This window comes from Leifsonia xyli, assembly GCA_001647635.1.
In the GTDB taxonomy this organism is placed as follows: Bacteria; Actinomycetota; Actinomycetes; order Actinomycetales; family Microbacteriaceae; genus Leifsonia; species Leifsonia xyli_A.
The window spans coordinates 3408519-3424086 of sequence record CP014761.1 but is presented as its reverse complement, the minus strand read 5'-3'; the positions used below and the strand labels follow the sequence as shown (position 1 = coordinate 3424086).

The 15568-nt window shown below is 71.1% G+C and carries 16 protein-coding genes and 1 pseudogene; 9 read left to right on the top strand and 8 right to left on the bottom strand.

The window, feature by feature from the left end; translation table 11 throughout:
- Positions 1-21: 21 nt before the first annotated feature.
- The 4 genes from A0130_16770 to A0130_16755 all read right to left on the bottom strand — a co-directional run bounded on the left by A0130_16770 (position 22) and on the right by A0130_16755 (position 2768).
- Positions 22-834, bottom strand: a complete 813-nt coding sequence (locus A0130_16770; GenBank protein ANF33091.1) for an ABC transporter — start codon at positions 832-834, stop codon at positions 22-24.
- Entirely contained in the window at positions 831-1703 is an 873-nt protein-coding gene (locus A0130_16765; GenBank protein ANF33090.1) for an ABC transporter, read from the bottom strand. The genes A0130_16770 and A0130_16765 overlap by 4 nt, the downstream gene beginning before the upstream one ends.
- 91 nt (positions 1704-1794) lie before the next feature.
- Entirely contained in the window at positions 1795-2304 is a 510-nt protein-coding gene (locus A0130_16760; GenBank protein ID ANF33089.1) for a peptide-methionine (S)-S-oxide reductase, read from the bottom strand.
- 14 nt (positions 2305-2318) lie between these two features.
- Positions 2319-2768, bottom strand: a complete 450-nt coding sequence (locus tag A0130_16755) for a peptide-methionine (R)-S-oxide reductase (protein ANF33088.1) — start codon at positions 2766-2768, stop codon at positions 2319-2321.
- 195 nt (positions 2769-2963) lie between these two features.
- Here A0130_16755 and A0130_16750 point away from each other — a divergent pair, with 195 nt between their 5' ends.
- Complete coding sequence (locus tag A0130_16750; GenBank protein ANF33087.1) at positions 2964-3689, top strand: alpha/beta hydrolase; 726 nt, start codon at positions 2964-2966, stop codon at positions 3687-3689.
- Positions 3690-3748: 59 nt separating this feature from the next.
- Here A0130_16750 and A0130_16745 read toward each other — a convergent pair whose 3' ends face one another.
- The 3 genes from A0130_16745 to A0130_16735 form a co-directional block, all read right to left on the bottom strand.
- Positions 3749-3955 (bottom strand): hypothetical protein, encoded by a 207-nt coding sequence (locus A0130_16745; GenBank protein ANF33086.1) that lies wholly within the window; start codon positions 3953-3955, stop codon positions 3749-3751.
- A gap of 394 nt (positions 3956-4349) precedes the next feature.
- Positions 4350-4814, bottom strand: a complete 465-nt coding sequence (locus A0130_16740; protein ANF33085.1) for a hypothetical protein — start codon at positions 4812-4814, stop codon at positions 4350-4352.
- A complete protein-coding gene (locus A0130_16735) occupies positions 4811-6040 on the bottom strand; it encodes a mechanosensitive ion channel protein MscS (protein ANF33508.1) in 1230 nt (409 codons plus the stop codon). Before A0130_16735 ends, A0130_16740 begins: the two co-directional genes overlap by 4 nt.
- 150 nt (positions 6041-6190) lie before the next feature.
- Here A0130_16735 and A0130_16730 point away from each other — a divergent pair, with 150 nt between their 5' ends.
- From A0130_16730 to A0130_16695, 8 genes and pseudogenes are all read left to right on the top strand, one after another.
- On the top strand, positions 6191-7198 hold the full coding sequence (locus A0130_16730) for an NAD-dependent dehydratase (protein ANF33084.1): 1008 nt from the start codon (positions 6191-6193) through the stop codon (positions 7196-7198).
- A gap of 119 nt (positions 7199-7317) precedes the next feature.
- On the top strand, positions 7318-8436 hold the full coding sequence (locus tag A0130_16725) for a hypothetical protein (GenBank protein ID ANF33083.1): 1119 nt from the start codon (positions 7318-7320) through the stop codon (positions 8434-8436).
- Positions 8437-8518: 82 nt separating this feature from the next.
- On the top strand, positions 8519-9850 hold the full coding sequence (locus tag A0130_16720; GenBank protein ANF33082.1) for a sugar ABC transporter substrate-binding protein: 1332 nt from the start codon (positions 8519-8521) through the stop codon (positions 9848-9850).
- 10 nt (positions 9851-9860) lie between these two features.
- Complete coding sequence (locus A0130_16715) at positions 9861-10844, top strand: sugar ABC transporter permease (GenBank protein ANF33081.1); 984 nt, start codon at positions 9861-9863, stop codon at positions 10842-10844.
- Positions 10841-11749, top strand: a complete 909-nt coding sequence (locus A0130_16710) for a sugar ABC transporter permease (protein ID ANF33080.1) — start codon at positions 10841-10843, stop codon at positions 11747-11749. Before A0130_16715 ends, A0130_16710 begins: the two co-directional genes overlap by 4 nt.
- Positions 11750-11753: 4 nt before the next feature.
- Positions 11754-13024 (top strand): annotated as a pseudogene (locus A0130_16705) (6-phospho-beta-glucosidase).
- The gene (locus A0130_16700; protein ID ANF33507.1) at positions 13021-14022 is read left to right on the top strand and encodes an N-acetylglucosamine kinase; all 1002 of its coding nucleotides are present in this window, start codon (positions 13021-13023) and stop codon (positions 14020-14022) included. The pseudogene A0130_16705 and the gene A0130_16700 overlap by 4 nt, the downstream one beginning before the upstream one ends.
- A 37-nt stretch (positions 14023-14059) precedes the next feature.
- The gene (locus A0130_16695; protein ID ANF33079.1) at positions 14060-14677 is read left to right on the top strand and encodes a protein-L-isoaspartate O-methyltransferase; all 618 of its coding nucleotides are present in this window, start codon (positions 14060-14062) and stop codon (positions 14675-14677) included.
- Between the two features lie 15 nt (positions 14678-14692).
- Here the strand turns inward: A0130_16695 and A0130_16690 are convergent, their stop codons facing one another.
- Positions 14693-15427: a hypothetical protein gene (locus A0130_16690; GenBank protein ID ANF33078.1), complete on the bottom strand. Its 735-nt coding sequence runs from the start codon at positions 15425-15427 to the stop codon at positions 14693-14695.
- Positions 15428-15568: the final 141 nt, after the last annotated feature.

Below are 15568 nucleotides of genomic sequence, written 5' to 3'. Positions count from 1 at the left end.
CGCTGACCCTCCGGGGACGCCTCAGCCGTTTCGGCGCACCCAGCGGAAGGTGAGACGGCAGCCGACCAACCCGACGACCAGCCAGATCGACAGCACGACGGCGATCCAGCCCAGCTGCCACCCGCCGCTCGGCTCGGACGACGCGAAGCTGTCGGGCAGGAACACGCTGCGCATCCCCTGCGCGATCCACTTCAGCGGGAAGATCGACGCGACGTTCTGCAGCCAGGCGGGCAGCACGTCGAACGGGATGTAGACGCCCGAGATGAACTGCAGGATGAGCACGATCGGGATGATCACCGCCGTCGCGCTCCGGCCCGTGCGCGGCACGGACGACAGCGCGATCCCGAGGACCGCCGAGGTCACGATCCCGAGCAGGTAGATCCAGGCGAAACGCAGCCAGAGGTCGGGTTCGGTGGGGAGGGCGACCCCGAACGCCAGCCGGGCGACGGCGAGGAGCAGGGCGATCTGCAGCACGCTCGTCGCGAGCACCTGGCCCATCTTGCCGGTGAAGTACGACAGCACCGGCAGCGGGGTCCCGCCCAGGCGCTTCAGCGTCCCGTCGCTCTTCTCGCCCGCGATGTCGACGGCGAGGTTCTGCACGCCCGACAGCAGGATTCCGGCGGCGATCATCCCGGGCAGGTAGTACGCGGCGCGGCTGATGCCGCCGGTGCCGTCCGGGTTCGCCCCGACGTTGCCGAGGCCCTGGAACGCGACCGAGAAGATCCCGAGCATGACGACCGGGAAGAGGAAGGTGAAGAAGATGGTGTCCGGCTGACGGAAGTAGACCAGGGTCTCGTAACGGGCGCGCTCGAGGCCGAGGGACGCGGCGCTCACGAGCCGACCCCGGCGGGAGCCTCGGCCTCGCGGACCAGGTCGAGGTAGATGTCCTCGAGGCTGGGCCGGATGACCTCCAGGTCCCGGGGCTCGCCGTCGGCCTCCCCGACCAGTCGTGCCACCAGGGAGGCGGGACGGTCGCTGCGCTCGGACTGCAGAGCGCCCGCCTGGTCGCGCCAGCGCACGATCGGGATGCGCGCTGCGCCTCCGCCCAGCTCGCCGACCGGGCCCATGGCGACGAGTCGCCCGGCGGCGATGACGGCGGCGCGGTCACTGAGCTGCGCGGCCTCGTCGAGGTAGTGGGTGGTGAGCAGGATGGTCGTGCCCTCGCGCTTGAGCTGCCGGATCAGCTCCCAGAACTGCCGCCGCGCCTCCGGGTCGAAGCCGGTGGTCGGCTCGTCGAGGAAGAGCAGTTCGGGGCGTCCGATGACGCCGAGCGCCACATCCAGTCGCCGCCGCTGGCCGCCGGAGAGGTTGCGCACGCGGGTCTTGGCCTTCTCGGTGAGGCCGACGGCGGCGATGACCTCCTCCACGTCCCGCGGCGACGGGTAGAAGCGGGCGAAATGGGTGAGCTGCTCGCGCACGCTGACGTTCGCCGCCTCGGCGCTCGTCTGCAGCACCATCCCGAGCCGCGCCTTCCAGGCGGTGCCGCCGGTCGCCGGGTCCACGCCGAGGACGGACACATCGCCCGAGGTGCGGTCGCGGTAGCCCTCGAGGATCTCGATGGTGGTGCTCTTGCCCGCGCCGTTCGGCCCGAGGAGCGCGAAGGTCTCGCCGCGCGCGATGTCGAAGTCGATGCCGCGCACCGCCTCGACGGCGCCGTACGCCTTCGTCAGCCCGCGGACCGAGACGGCGGATTCAGTGGTCACCGCGTCAGTATCGCAGCGAGCGCCGCCTCCCGGACAGCTTCCGGGAGGCGGCGCTCACTGTGAATCGCCGGTGAGGCTGGAGCGGCGAGGATCAGCTCGCGGCGGACTCGCGCTTCGGCAGCTTCCAGCCCGGGCGCACGAAGTGGCACGTGTAGCCCCACGGGATGCGCTCCAGGTAGTCCTGGTGCTCCGGCTCGGCCTCCCAGAACGGGCCGGCCGCGGTCACCTCGGTGACGACCTTGCCCGGCCAGAGGCCGGAGGCGTCCACGTCGGCGATGGTGTCCTCGGCGATCCGGCGCTGCTCGTCGTCCTCGTAGAAGATCGCGGAGCGGTAGCTGGTGCCGATGTCGTTGCCCTGGCGGTTCTTCGTCGACGGGTCGTGGATCTGGAAGAAGAACTCGAGAAGGTCGCGGTAGCTGGTCTTCTCCGGGTCGTACTCGATCTCGATCGCCTCGGCGTGGGTGCCGTGGTTGCGGTAGGTGGCGTTCGGGACGTCACCGCCGGTGTAGCCGACGCGGGTGTCGGTCACTCCGGGGAGCTTGCGGATGAGGTCCTGCATGCCCCAGAAACAACCTCCGGCGAGGATGGCCTTCTCAGTCATATTCGTGTCCTTCGTTACTTGTTCTCGAAAAGATGGGTGTACTGGCCGTAGCCGGCCTCGTCGAGCTCGTCGAGCGGGATGAAGCGCATGGCCGCGGAGTTGATGCAGTAGCGCAGCCCGCCCGCCTCGGCGGGACCGTCGTCGAACAGGTGGCCGAGGTGACTGTCACCGTGCGCGGAGCGGACCTCGGTGCGGATCATCCCGTACGTGCGGTCGGTCTTCTCGACGATGTTGGCGGGCTCGACCGGGACGGTGAAGCTCGGCCATCCGGAGCGGCTGTCGTACTTGTTCACGGACGCGAAGAGCGGCTCACCCGACACGATGTCGACGTAGAGACCCTCGTCATGGTTGTCCCAATACTTGTTGCGGAACGCCGGCTCCGTGGCGGCCTCCTGGGTGACCGCGTACTGCTGCGGCGTCAGCCGGCTCACGGCCTCCGGGCTCTTGCGGTAGTCCTGTGTCACGTTTCCTCCTTGCGCGGCGTGCTGGCTGCGACGCCGTCAGTAGATGGAACACGACTGCCCGCCCAGTTGGTCCCGCCGTTCCTGTGAGTTCACCGAGTGCGCGAGGGGTAGACGCGCGGGGCGGGCGGGCCCTAGCCTGGCGCCGTTCCGAGAGCGTCATCCCACCCGTTCACAGCACTGAGCGAAGGAACCTCCATGGCACTCCCCACCATCGTCCTCGTCCACGGAGCGTGGGCGGACGCGTCCAGCTGGAACCCGGTCATCACCGACCTCCGCGACCGGGGCTTCACGGTGCTCGCGCCGCCGAACCTGCTCCGCAACGCCGCCGACGACGGGGCGTACATCGCCGCGTTCCTGCAGCAGCGCACCGAGGGGCCCGTCGTCCTGGTCGGGCACTCGTACGGCGGCGCGGTGATCAGCGCCGGAGGGGCGGGCGGCGGCGACGTGCGCGCGCTCGTCTACGTCGACGCGTTCCTGCCCGACGAGGGCGAGACGGTGTTCAGCCTGCTCGGCGGCTCCGGCTCGGTGTTCGACGTGCCCGACCCGTCGACCGTGTTCGACCTGATCGGGATTCCGGGCGCCGCGGAGGGCAACCCCGACGTCTTCCTCAAGCCGGCCACCGTGCACGCGTCGTTCGCGCAGGACCTCGAGGTGGAGGCGCGCGACCAGATCGTCGCGGGACAGCGTCCCATCGCCCTCGCCGCGAACACCACGCCCGCCCCGGCTCCGGCCTGGCGCGAGCGCCCGGTGTGGGCGGTCGTCGGCACCGAGGACAAGGTGATCCCGCCCGCGTTGCAGCGCCGGATGGCGGAGCGCGCCGACGCGACCATCGTCGAGACGCCGTCCAGTCACGTCTCGATGCTGTCCGCGCCGGATGTCGCGGTCGGCGCGATCGTCGCGGCCGCGGAGTCGGTGGCCTGATTCAGGCCGCCGTGTGAGCAAGGGTCCGCTCGAGGCGGCGGAGCACGATCGGCCATTCGTCACGCACCTGCGCTGCGGACACCCGCATGCGCGCTCGTCCCCAGCGACTCCAACCGCTGGCGGACGATCGATTCGACGCCCGAGTCCGATCCCGGCCGCGCGAGGGCGCCGAGTGCCCGAACCCGAAGGGGCTCGCGTTCGAGCAGACGCCGCAGCGTCGGAGGGGCGACGAGACCCGCGCTGATCGCCGTGTCGAACACGGCCACGGCGGTCTCCTCGTCGGGGCCGATACACAGGAGAGTCGGCCGCCCGCCAGGACGGCCTTCACCGCATCGGACGACGCCGTCGGCAGAGTGTAGACGCCTCGACGAAGCCGATGGAGCCGGTTTTCGCGCACCGCGGCCGTCAACTCCTCGGCGGACGCGCCCGCAGCGCGCAGTTGCAGCGCGGTGGCGAGACCGCCCCGTCGGTGCAGCATCCGTTCGTCGATCATGAATCCAGCCTGCGGGACCTCGGCCCACGAGAGGGACTGGAGAGGCGATCTGTGGATTACCCGCCCAGCGGCGAAGATGTGGAAACTCGGAAAGTCGCCCCGAAATCTCCGACCGGCCGCGGTGGGGACGGAGATTCGCGCGGAATGTCGGCAGAACTCCGACGGACTCAGCCCTCCGCGGGTCGCGCCTCGTGGCCCGGCTCGCCGTGCGTCCGGCGATCCTCCTTCATCTCGGCCTCGAAGAGGTGGCGCCGGCCGCCCGCGAGACGGTCGCGCGCATCCTTCTCCAGCGACCGGAACAAGGCGTAGTACCCGTCGTCGAAGTCCTCGACGATCTGGAACGTCCAGCGGCCCTCGATGACGTTGCGGCCCACCAGCTCGCGCTCGATGCGGTCGGCCACCTCGGCGTGGCCGGCGTCCCGCAGCGCCTCGACGGCCTCGCCGAGGGTCAGGTCGGCCTTGCCGGTGAGACGGTGGAAGCCGTACAGGAACCCGCGCGCCTGCTCCATCACCTCGAGGGCCTCGGACAGCTTGCCGAGCGCCTCCACGGTGGCGTCGTCGAGCCCCTGCGGGCGGCGGTGGGCCTCGTCGGGCCCGTCGGCGGGGGCGGTTGCGTCGTCCTGAGCGGTCATCGGTTCTCCTTCGGTGCTCTCGCGCTGTCCGGGATATCGTCGGGGTCGACCGCGACGGGTTCGCCGTCGGTCGACCGGATCACGGGGATCGCGTCGGTGAACTGCTGCGCCCGCTGCTCCCCCTCGGGCGTGCCGCTGAACAGCCGGCCCTCATCCTCGCTGCGGGCGCGCAGCGGCCGCTCCTGCGCCTCCGGCTTCTCCACCAGCTCGACGCGCTGCCGCGGAAGGGAGGCGGGCGAGTAGCGCTGCATCCAGTCGATGAGGCGCTCGCGGATGAGGCAGCGCAGGTCGAAGAGCGTCGGGGCGTCCTTCGCGGTCACCAGGACGCGGACCCGCACGAAGCCGCCCACCGCGTCCGTCACCTGGAGGATGCCGGTGCGGTGGTCCCAGAGATCGGTGCCGGCGAGGACGCGGTTGAGCTCGGCCCGCATCCCGCCGGTCGAGACGCGCCAGTCGAGGTCGAACTCCACGGACCCCAGCAGCTCGCTGTGCTGGCGCGTCCAGTTCTCGAACGGCTTCGTCGTGAAGTAGGTCGATGGCAGCACCAGCCGCCGGTCGTCCCACACGTGCACGACGACGTAGGTGAGGGTGATCTCCTCGATCGTGCCCCACTGCTGCTCCACCACGACGACGTCGTCGATGCGGATGGCGTCCGAGAAGGCGAGCTGGATGCCGGCGAACAGATTGGCGAGGCTCGACTGCGCCGCGACACCGGCGATGATGCCGATGATCCCGGCGGAGGCCAGCAGGCTTGCGCCGGCCGCCTGCAAGGCCGGGAACGTGAGCAGGATGGCGCCGAGCCCGATGACGACGGCCGCGACCACGGTCAGCCGGCGCAGGATGAGCACCTGCGTGCGCACGCGCCGCGCGTACCGGTTGTCGGGCACGTCGAGCCGGTAGCGGGCGAGGCCGAGGTCTTCGACGAAGATGACGAGCGCGGCGGCGAACCACGTGCCGGTCGCGATCGCGAGGATGAGGAACGCGTGGTGGATGCCGGTGCGCCACGCCTCCGTCGTGTCGGGCGGTAAGGTCACCGCCACCGCGATCCAGAGGACGACGACAAGCAGGAACAGCCGGAACGGCAGCCGGGAGCGGCGGATCAGCAGCGCCGGCCACTCGCGCCGCCTGCCGATCAGCCGCAGGATGAGGGCGAGCAGGGCGGTGACCGCCACGGCGACGACGACAGCCAGGAAGCAGGCGACGGCGAGGGCGGGCCAACTGCGCAGGGTGGACACGGTCGGCGGACTCCTCGGGTCGATTCGCCGAGCAGTGTACGCGCGCCGGCCCCGGGGTTCGACCCGGCTCGCACGCGCGGTGAACCGGGACTAGCCTGGCCATTCGGGCGGAGGTCCCTCCCGGAAGGTGAAGGAGCGGTGATGGCAGCGACACGGACACTCTTCATCGGAGGCACGGGCGTCATCAGCTCGGCCTGTGTGGCGGAGGCGCTGGAGCAGGGTCACGAGGTCACGGTGGTGAACCGCGGCAACAGTTCGACGCGTCCGCTTCCGGACGGCGTGGAGGTGCTGCACGCCGACGTCCGCGACCCGGAGAGCGTCCACCGCGTCCTCGGCGAGCGCAGCTTCGACGTCGCGGCGGAGTTCCTGTCGTTCACCCCGGAGCACATCCGGACCGACCTGGGGCTGTTCGAGGGCCGGGTGGGGCAGTTCGTCTTCATCAGCTCGGCGTCGGCGTATCAGAAGCCTCCGTCGCGCGTGCCGGTCACCGAGTCCACTCCCCTGCGCAACCCGTTCTGGCAGTACTCGCGCGACAAGATCGCGTGCGAGGACCTGCTGATGGAGGCGTACCGCGACCGCGGCTTCCCGGTCACGATCGTGCGCCCCTCCCACACCTACGACCGCACGATGATCCCGACGACCGGGCACTGGACCGACCTGGCGCGGATGCGTCGCGGCGCCCCCGTGGTCGTGCACGGCGACGGCACCAGCCGCTGGACGATCACGCACAACACCGACTTCGCCGTCGCGTTCGTGGGCCTGCTCGGCCGCCCGGAGGCGGTGGGCGACAGCTTCCACATCACCGGCGACGAGGCGCCCACCTGGGATCGGATCTACTGCGACCTCGCCGAGGCGCTCGGCGTCGAGGCCGAGCTGGTGCACGTCGCGAGCGAGTCGATCGCCGCCGTGATCCCGGAGGCCGGCCCCGGGCTGCTCGGGGACAAGGCCCACTCCATGCACTTCGACAACAGCAAGGTGAAGGCGCTCGTGCCCGGCTTCCAGGCGAAGGTGCCCTTCGCCCGCGGCGCCGGCGAGATCGTGGAGTGGTTCCTCGCCGACGCCGAGCGCCAGAAGGTCGACCCGGACCTGGACGCCGCGTTCGACCGGCTGGTCGACCACGCGCGCGCGTTCGCCGCGGTGTCCGTCTGATCGCCTACCGATCCCCTCGCAGAACTTTTCACCATCCCAAGGAAGAAACAGGAGCTTTACTATAAAGAAACTTTCCTGATACATTCACGGTCAAGGATCGTTCCAACGAAGGGATGAGGATGGCCGGACCGGTACGCGGCACCCCCGGGTGGCTGCGCGAGACCAACGACCGCACCGCGCTGTCGCTGCTGCTCGAGCACGGCGTCCTCACCCGCACCCGCATCGGCGAGCTCTCCGGGCTCTCCAAGCCGACCGCCGCCCAGATGGTCGCCCGCCTCGAGACGGCGGGCCTCATCCACGTCGTCGGCGAAGTCTCCGGCGGGCGCGGACCCAACGCCGCCAGCTACGCCGTGCGCACCGACCGGATGCTCGGCGTCGCGATCGACATCGACGCGGAGGCGATCCGCTCGACTGTGGTGGACGCGGCCGGCGCCGAGCGCCCGATCGCCGTCACCCCGCTCGCCGCGCGCACACCGGAGGAGGACATCCGGCTCGCGATCGACGCGGCGTGCGCGGCCTCCGACTCGGACCCGCAGCGCGTCGGCGCCGTCTGCATCGGCGTGCAGGGCGCGCTCGACCCGCGCACCGACGAGCTCACCTACATCGAGACGCTGCCCGGCTGGCCCAAGCAGGGCATCCGGCGCCGGCTGTCCGACGCGCTCGGCATCGCCGTGCACATCGACAACGACGTGAACCTGGCGGCGCTCGCCGAGCGCACCGACGGCGCCGGCCGCGACACCGGCGGGTTCGCCCTGCTCTGGCTCGACGAGGGCCTCGGCCTCTCGGTCGACCAGGGCGGCAGCGTCCACCGCGGCGCGTCGGGCGGCGCGGGCGAGATCGGCTACCTGCCCATCCCCCGCTCCGCCGCCGACCTGGATGCGGACGCGCGCGACCTGCAGGACCTCATCGGAGGCCCGGCGGTCGCCCGGCTCGCCGCGCGCCACGGGTCGGACCGGGACGCATTCCTCCGCGAGCTCGCCCGCCGCGTCGCCGTGGGCGTTGTGCCCGTGCTCGCCCTCCTCGACCCCGAGCTCGTCGTGCTCGGCGGCGCGACCGGCCTGGCCGGCGGTCCGCGCCTCGCCGAGCTCGTCACCGCCGAGCTCCGCCCCGCCTGGGGCGACCGCAGCGTCGTCGCGACCGGCGTCGCCGCCCATCCCGTGCTCCGCGGAGCCCGGGAGCACCTCGTCGGCGACGTGCGCGACGCGCTCTTCGCCGAAGTGTCGCGGATCGCATCGTAGCGACCGCCGCACCGCACCATCCAGCACCGCACCACCCGGCACTGCACCATTCGGCACCACCAACAGTGAGGGAGCCCCACCCGTGAAACACCGTCATCTCGTCGCCGCGGCCGCGATCACCGCCGCCGCCGCGCTCGCCCTCTCCGGCTGCTCCGGAGGCTCCGGCGGCGCGAACTTCAGCGACAGCACCCCGAAGGACCTGAGCGGCACCGTCTCGTTCTGGCACTTCTTCTCCGACCGCGAGGCGAAGGTCATCCAGTCCGTCGTCGACGACTTCGAGAAGAAGTACCCGAAGATCAAGGTCGACGTCCACTCCGGCCAGGACGACGAGAAGCTGCAGAAGGCCATCGCCACCGGCAGCAAGGTCGACGTCGGCCTCTCGTACTCCACCGACATCGTCGGCAACTTCTGCTCGAACGGCGCGTTCCGGAGCCTCAACAAGGTGATCGAGCGCGACGGTGTGGACCTGAGCCAGTTCTCCGACACCGTGAAGTCGTACACCGAGTACAAGGGCACCCGCTGCGCGATGCCGATGCTCGCCGACGTCTACGGCCTCTACTACAACAAGGACCTGCTCCAGGCCGCCGGCTACACGGCACCGCCGAAGACGCTCACCGAGCTGGAGTCGATGGCCGAGAAGCTGACGACCCTCAACCCGGACGGCTCGATCAAGACCCTCGGCTTCAATCCGACGATGGGCTGGTACGAGAACTCGGCCGCGCACTACGGCCCCGCCGCGGACGCCGAGTGGCTGAAGCCCGACGGCACGAGCGCGGTCGGCTCCAGCGAGGGGTGGAAGCAGCTCATGACCTGGCAGAAGGGCTTCGTCGACAAGATCGGCTGGGACAAGCTGAACGCGTTCACCTCGGGACTCGGACAGGAGTTCTCGGCCGACAACGCGTTCCAGACCGGCCAGGTCGCGATGAACCTCGACGGCGAGTACCGCACGGCGTTCATCGACGACCAGGCGAAGGGGCTGAACTACGGCACCGCGCCCTTCCCGACCACCGACGAGCACACGGACATGTACGGCGGCGGCTACATCACCGGCAACATCATCGGCATCTCGAAGGGGTCGAAGCAGCCCGAGCTCGCGTGGGCGCTGCTCAAGTACCTCACCACGGACACCGACGCTGTCGTGAAGCTCGCGAACGGCCTGAAGAACGTGCCGACCACGAAGGACGCGCTGAACAGCCCGAAGCTGGAGGTGTCGGAGCAGTTCAAGACGTTCCTCGATATCGCCGCGGACAAGAACGTGCAGACCACGCCGCCGAGCCCGCTCGGCGCCGGGTACCAGCAGTCGTTCGAGGACTACTGGAACAAGTACCAGAGCCAGGGCGGCGATCTGGATGCGGGCCTGAAGGCGGTCGACAAGCAGATCGACGACGCGCTCTCGCTGAGCACGGGACCGTGAGCCGAGCCTCATGACCGCCACCCTCGATCGTGCGGGGCGGGTCGCCGCCCGCCCCGCACGGCGCTCCGCCGCCCGGCGCCGCCGCAACCTCGTGACCCTCGCCCTGCTCGCCCCGGCGCTGCTCGGCCTGCTGATCTTCTTCGTCTACCCGCTGATCGCGTCCGTGTACTACTCGTTCACGCGCTTCGACCTGGTCTCGGCTCCGCAGTGGATCGGCTTCCGCAACTACGAGTACCTGTTCACGCGGGACCCGAACGTGTGGCTGGCGACACTCAACACGCTGTGGTTCGTGGTGATCTGGGTGCCCGTGAAGACGGCGTTCGCGCTGCTCATCGCCGGCCTGCTGGCCCGCGCGCGGCGCGCCTCCGGGTTCTGGCGGACGGTGTTCTACCTGCCGGCCCTCGTGCCGCCGGTGGCGAGCGTCGTGGCGTTCGTGTTCCTGTTCAACCCGGGGACGGGGCCGGTCAACCAGGTGCTCGCCTGGTTCGGCATCAAGGGTCCGCTGTGGTTCAACGACCCCGCGTGGTCGAAGCCGTCGCTGGTGCTGCTCGGCATCTGGGTGATGGGCGACGTCATGATCATCTTCCTGGCCGCGCTGCTGGATGTGCCGCGCGAGCAGTACGAGGCGGCGTCGCTCGACGGCGCGGGCGGCTTGCAGAAGCTGCGCTACGTGACTCTCCCGTCGATCGGACCCGTGCTGCTGTTCGCGGCGGTCACCGGGGTCATCGCGGCCATCCAGTACTTCACGGAGGCGGCGGTCGCGTCCTCGGTCGCGTCGGGCAAGGCGGTCGTCGGCCAGGGCATCTCGACCAACCTCGGCTACCCCGACGGCTCGCTCCTGACCTACACGCAGTGGCTCTACGTCCGCGGCTTCGGCACCTACCAGCTCGGCTACGCCTCGGCGCTCGCGGTGCTGCTGTTCGTCGTCGCGGCCGTGATCCTCGTCCTGCTGCTCCGCCGCTTCAAGGCGTTCACCCCAGAAGGCGCGCAATGACCTCCGCCACCCTCTCCTCCGGCACGACGACGAACAGCCGCCCGCCGGCGGGCCGCCGCATCCCCACACCGCGCTCGATGCGCGCCCGCCGCATCCTGGGCTGGATCGCGGAGCACACGGTGCTGGTCGCGCTCGCGGTGCTGTTCATCGCGCCGGTCGTGTTCGTCTTCCTGACGTCGCTGATGTCGAGCGAGCAGACGCTCACGGCGTCGCTGTGGCCGCAGCCGTTCCACTGGGACAACTACGTGAAGGTGTTCACGACCGTCCCGCTCGCGCAGTGGTTCGCCAACTCGGCGCTGTACGCCGTACTCGCGACGGTGTTCATGCTGGTGTCGAGCGTCCCGGCCGCCTACGCCCTCGCGAAGATCCGCTTCCGCGGGTCAGGTGTGCTGTTCACGGTGATCATCATCGCGATGCTGCTGCCGCCGCAGGTGACGGCCATCCCGATCTACGTCATGTGGTCGCAGCTCGGCCTGACCGGGACGCTGTGGCCGCTCATCCTGCCGAACCTGCTCGGCGACGCGTTCTCGATCTTCCTGCTGCGGCAGTTCTTCCTGACGATCCCGAGCGAGTACTCGGACGCCGCACGCATCGACGGCAACGGCGAGTTCGGGGTGCTCTGGCGGGTGGTCATCCCGATGGCGAAGCCGGGTATCGCGGCCACCGCGATCTTCCTGTTCTTCGCCTCCTGGAACGACTACTACGGACCGCTGCTGTACACGTCCGAGAACCCGGCCGCGTGGCCGGTCGCCTACGGGCTCGCGTCGTTCCGCGGCGTGCACGGCACCGTCTGGGGGCTCACGATGGCGATGACGATGCTCGTCACCGTGCCCGTCGTCCTGATCTTCTTCTTCGCCCAACGCGTCTTCGTCGAGGGCATCACACTCACCGGCGTGAAGGGATAGACACGTGAAACTCACCGTCGTCGGAGGCGGCTCCACCTACACCCCCGAGCTCATCGACGGGTTCGCCCGGCTGCGCTCCGTGCTCCCGATCGAGGAGCTGTGGCTGGTCGATCCGGACCCCGACCGGCTGCGGCTGGTCGGCGGGATGAGCGAGCGGATGTTCCGCGCCGCCGGCCACCCCGGGCGCATCGTGCCGACCTCCGACCTCGTCGCAGGCGTGGCGGATGCGGACGTCGTGCTCATCCAGCTCCGCGTCGGCGGGCAGGCCGCACGGCACGGGGACGAGACCTGGCCCCACGAATGCGGCTGCATCGGGCAGGAGACGACCGGACCGGGCGGGTTCGCCAAGGCGCTGCGCACCGTCCCGGTGGTGCTTCGCGTCGCCGAGGAGGTGCGTCGGCACGCGAAGCCGGACGCGTGGATCGTCGACTTCACCAACCCGGTCGGAATCGTCACTCGGGCGCTGCTGCAGGAGGGGCACCGCGCGGTGGGGCTGTGCAACGTCGCGATCGGGTTCCAGCGCCGGTTCGCCGGGATGCTCGGGTCGCGCCCTCGCAGGTGCAGCTCGGTCACGTCGGGCTCAACCACCTGACGTGGGAGCGGTCGGTCCTGGTGACCGACGACTCGGGCTCCCAGGACGCGCTGCCCGGCCTCCTCGACACCCGGCTCGAGCAGCTGGCGGAGGAGATCGAGCTGCCCGCGTCGCTGCTGCTGCTGCTCGGCGACGTGCCCAGCTACTACCTCCGATACTACTACGCCCACGACGAGGTGCTGCGCGAGCAGCTCGACTCCCCGACCCGCGCCGAGGCGGTGCAGCGCGTCGAGCGCGAGCTGCTGGAGCTCTACGGGGACCCGTCCGTCGACACCAAGCCCGAGCAGCTCGGCCAGCGCGGCGGCGCCTTCTACTCGGAGGCCGCGGTCGACCTCATCGCGTCGCTCACCGGCGACCGCGGCGACGTCCAGGTCGTGAACCTCCGCAACGACGGGACGCTGCCCTTCCTGCCCGACGACCACGTGATCGAGGTGCCGGCGACGGTGGATGCGCGCGGCGTGACGGCCCTGCCGGTCGAGCAGCTGCCCGCCGACCACGCGGGCCTCATCGCGCACGTCGCCGGGTACGAGCGGCTCGCATTGGAGGCGGCCGTGCACGGTGGACGCGACCGCGTGCTGCGGGCGATGCTCGCCCATCCCCTCGTCGGCCAGTACGACCGGGCGGAGCAGCTCACCGACCTGCTGATCTCGCACAACCGGGACCACCTGGCGTGGGCACGATGAGCGGCGACGGGAGGCCCGGCCCGATCGTCGTGGCGGTCGACGGCGGCGGCTCGAAGACCGACGCCGTCGCCCTGGCGCTCGACGGCACGGTGCTCGCCGAGGCGCGCGCCGGAACCTCCAGCCCGCACGTGCTCGGGATGGACGGAGCCGTGGCGCTCGTCGGCGACCTCGTCGGCGAACTGCTCGCCCGGACCGGATCCCGGCCGCTCGCCGCCGCGAACCTCTACCTCTCCGGTCTCGACCTGCCTGCCGAGATCGCCGAGTTCCGGGAGCGGATCGCCGGCACGCCCTGGGCGGACGCGACGGTCGACAACGACCTGTTCGCCCTGCTCCGCGCGGGCACCGGCGAACCGGACGCGGTGGCCGTGGTCTGCGGCACCGGCATCAACTGCGTCGGCGTCCGCTCCGACGGCGCGGTCGTCCGCTACGCCTCGCTCGGCACGATCTCGGGCGACTGGGGCGGCGGCTGGCACCTCGGCGAGCGCGCCCTCTGGTACGCCGCGCGGGCGGTCGACGGGCGCGGCGAGCCGACCGTGCTGGCGGAGGCCGTTCCCGCCGCCCTGGGCCTGGCGAGCGTGCAGGACGTGATCGAGGCCATCCACTTCGGACGGCTGGCGAGCAGCGAGCTGTCACGGCTGTCGCCGGTCGTGTTCGCCTGCGCGCGGGAGGGCGACGTCATCGCCGCCGAGCTGATCGACGAGCAGGCGGAGGAGATCGCGACCATGGCGGTCACCACCCTGCGGCGTCTCGACCTGCTCGACCGCGCTGTGCCGGTGGTGCTCGGCGGCGGCGTCATCGGCAGCCGTGACGAGCGCCTGCTCGGGACGGTGGAGCGGCTGCTCGCCGATCGCGCGCCTCTCGCCCGGACGGAGCTCGTGACGGCGGCGCCCATCCTGGGTGCGGCCCTCCTCGCGCTCGAGTCCGCGGGCGCGCCCGCCGACGCGGTCGAGACCGCGAGGAGCACCCTGACGGAGCGGCCCGCGGCGGTGGTTCACTAGTCGTATCGAGTACGACTACGCCGGCGAACGCGCGCGGATGGTCGAGGAACAGCTCGCCCGCCGCGGGATCGGGGATCAGCGGGTCCTCGATGCGATGCGGCGCGTGCCGCGGCACCTGTTCGTGGAGGCGACGGCCGCGCCGTACGCGTACGAGGACCATCCGATGCCGATCGGCGACGGGCAGACGATCTCGCAGCCGTACATCGTCGCGCTGATGCTGGAGGCGGCGCGCATCGGCCCGGAGGACGCGGTGCTCGACGTCGGAACCGGCTCGGGCTACGCGGCCGCGATCGCCGCGGTGCTGGCCCACCGCGTGATCAGCATCGAGCGGCATCCGGACCTCGCGGTCGCGGCGGCGGCGACGCTGGAGGCGCTCGGCTACCGGGTGGAGGTGGTGACCGGCGACGGGACGCTCGGCTGGACGGCGGGCGCGCCGTACGACGCGATCGTGGCTGCGGCGACCGGGCCGTCCGTCCCTCCGACGTGGTGGGAGCAGCTCGCTCCGGGCGGCAGGATCGTCATGCCGGTAGGCCGCCCCGGCCGCGCCCAGCGCCTGGCGCTCTTCGACCGCGATGACGACGGCGCGGTGCGCGAGACCAACCTCGGCGGCGTGGCCTTCGTCCCCCTCCTCGGCCAGCACGGCTGGCCCGCCTGACTGCGTGCGCCTGCGTCAGGCGGCGGCGAGGGCCGGCGTGCGCAGGCCGGCCAGCAGCGCGGCGAGCTGACCGGCGGGTGCGTGCACGTCCTCCGGGTGCCACTGGACCGCCAGGACCGGTGCGTCGCGGTGCTCCACCGCCTCGACGTGGCCGTCGTGCGAGCGGGCGGTGACGACGAGGCCGTCGCCGAGCGCGTCCACCGCCTGGTGGTGGGCGCTCCGGACCTCGACGGTCGGCTCGCCCAGCAGTTCGGCGACACGGCTGCCGTGCTGCACATCCACGGTGTGGGTGGTCAGCACCTGCGGGATGGGGACGCCGCGGTTGACGTGGCCGCACTCCTCGCCCAGGTCCTGCACGAGGGTTCCGCCGAGGGCGACGTTGACGATCTGGAGGCCGCGGCAGATGCCGAGGAGCGGCGTGCGGCGCTCGATCGCGGCGCGCGCGAGGGCCAGCTGGGCCGCATCCGCGACGGGCAGATGCCGCGACTCGTTCGGGTAGCCGGTCTCGGCGCCGTAGAAGCCGGGGTGGATGTCCTCCCCGCCCACGATGACGATCGCGTCGGCCCTGGCGGTGGCCGCGAGCAGCGCCTCCGTGCCGGCGTCGGCCGCGAGCCGGTCGACGGTCCAGCCCTGGGCGGCGGCCTCGCCGAGGACGTTGCCGACGAGGAGCTGCACGTAGTCGTGGTACGCCGGGTCGTGGGCGCGGAGGCGGGTCGCCTCGACGACGGCCAGGACGGGCTGCACCGACATGCGCTCCTCCTCTCGACCGGGTCACCCCATCCCACCAGGACTCCGCACCGGTCGCACCCCGGGCCGTAACAGGCCGAAACCTTCACAGTGTCCGGCAGCCCGAATAGACTCGGCAGCATCCCAGCCGGGACCCGAGAGAGT

Excerpts from the sequence above, each read along its gene's own strand:
- A0130_16760 (ANF33089.1), bottom strand. The coding sequence starts at position 2,304 with ATGACTGAGAAGGCCATCCTCGCCGGAGGTTGTTTCTGGGGCATGCAG.
- A0130_16750 (ANF33087.1), top strand. The coding sequence starts at position 2,964 with ATGGCACTCCCCACCATCGTCCTCGTCCACGGAGCGTGGGCGGACGCG.
- A0130_16740 (ANF33085.1), bottom strand. The coding sequence starts at position 4,814 with ATGACCGCTCAGGACGACGCAACCGCCCCCGCCGACGGGCCCGACGAG.
- A0130_16730 (ANF33084.1), top strand. The coding sequence starts at position 6,191 with ATGGCAGCGACACGGACACTCTTCATCGGAGGCACGGGCGTCATCAGC.
- A0130_16725 (ANF33083.1), top strand. The coding sequence starts at position 7,318 with ATGGCCGGACCGGTACGCGGCACCCCCGGGTGGCTGCGCGAGACCAAC.
- A0130_16715 (ANF33081.1), top strand. The coding sequence starts at position 9,861 with ATGACCGCCACCCTCGATCGTGCGGGGCGGGTCGCCGCCCGCCCCGCA.
- A0130_16710 (ANF33080.1), top strand. The coding sequence starts at position 10,841 with ATGACCTCCGCCACCCTCTCCTCCGGCACGACGACGAACAGCCGCCCG.
- A0130_16700 (ANF33507.1), top strand. The coding sequence starts at position 13,021 with ATGAGCGGCGACGGGAGGCCCGGCCCGATCGTCGTGGCGGTCGACGGC.
- A0130_16695 (ANF33079.1), top strand. The coding sequence starts at position 14,060 with ATGGTCGAGGAACAGCTCGCCCGCCGCGGGATCGGGGATCAGCGGGTC.
- A0130_16690 (ANF33078.1), bottom strand. The coding sequence starts at position 15,427 with ATGTCGGTGCAGCCCGTCCTGGCCGTCGTCGAGGCGACCCGCCTCCGC.